This window comes from Mesorhizobium sp. M0184, from assembly GCF_040322215.1.
Classification (GTDB): Bacteria; Pseudomonadota; Alphaproteobacteria; order Rhizobiales; family Rhizobiaceae; genus Mesorhizobium.
On record NZ_JAMYSZ010000094.1, the window covers coordinates 1 to 1,181 of the forward strand.

The window sequence follows — 1,181 nt, forward strand, 5'->3', positions numbered from 1 at the left end:
TGGAATTGCTTGTCTTATGACTTTCGCTGCCGAATGGGTCAGAAAGGAACGCTGAGAGAGGGTAGCCGCCCTCCCTCAGCGGCGAGGGTCGGATCGGTGGAATTGCTGACCGTTTGACGGGTCGAGCTAGAGTCGGATCGCCCTCGTCTTTCCCTTGAGGCCTGAACGGATACCCGGAGTTCGGCTCCGAACGACAAGCACAGGACAAGTGAAAGATGACCAACGATACCATCGGGATCGACATTTCGAAAGACCATCTCGACGCCCACAGGCTGAGCGACGGCGCGAGCCGGCGTTTTGCCAACGACAGCCGCGGCCACAAGGCGTTCATGAGCTGGTTGAGCCCGAGCCGGTTGGACCCGCCCGGCGTACGCATCGTCTATGAGCCGACAGGTCCATATCACCGGGCCTTTGAGCGGAAGCTGGCGGCGGCTGGCCTTGCGCTGGTCAAGGTCAACCCACGCCAAGCCCGGCGCTTCGCCGAGGCCACCGGCAGGATCGCCAAGACCGACCGGCTGGACGCCGCCATGCTGGCGCGCATGGGCGCTCTTCTCGACCTCGAAGCACGACCGGTGCGCAGCCCGATCCTCAATAATCTCAAGGACCTGCACATGGCGCGCGAGGCGCTGGTGAAGAACCGGACGGCGGCGAGGAACAGGGCCAAGGCGCTAACCCTTCCCATCCTCAAGCGCCACAATGCCCAGCAGCTCAGGCAGATCGAACGTCAAATGGCTGCTGTCGAAAAGGAGATCACGGCGCTCATCCAGTCCGATCCCGATCTCTCCCGTCGCTTCGCTATCCTCGTCTCGATCCCGGGCGTCTCGGCAATCACCGCCTTCGCGCTTCTCATCGAAATGCCCGAACTCGGCACGCTCGGTCAGGGTCAGGCTGCTTCCCTCGCAGGCCTCGCTCCCGTCGCACGACAGTCCGGCAACTGGATCGGCCGCGCCTTCATCCGCGGCGGGCGAGCCAATGTCCGACAGGCACTCTACATGCCCGCCCTCGTCGCCATGCGCTTCAATCCCGATCTAAAGGCAAAATACCACCAGCTCACGGCCGACGGCAAAGCCTCAAAACTCGCCATCACAGCCATCATGCGAAAGCTCATCATCCTCGCAAACGCACTACTCAGGGACAATCGGACCTGGACACCATCTCTCCCTTGACCAACACGGATACTC

The 1,181-nt window shown here is 62.2% G+C and carries 1 protein-coding gene; it reads left to right on the forward strand.

Annotated elements, in window-relative coordinates; all coding sequences use genetic code 11:
- Positions 1 to 215 precede the first annotated feature (215 nt).
- On the forward strand, positions 216 to 1,166 hold the full coding sequence (locus NKJ23_RS34435) for an IS110 family transposase (RefSeq protein WP_352619216.1): 951 nt from the start codon (positions 216 to 218) through the stop codon (positions 1,164 to 1,166).
- Positions 1,167 to 1,181 lie beyond the last annotated feature (15 nt).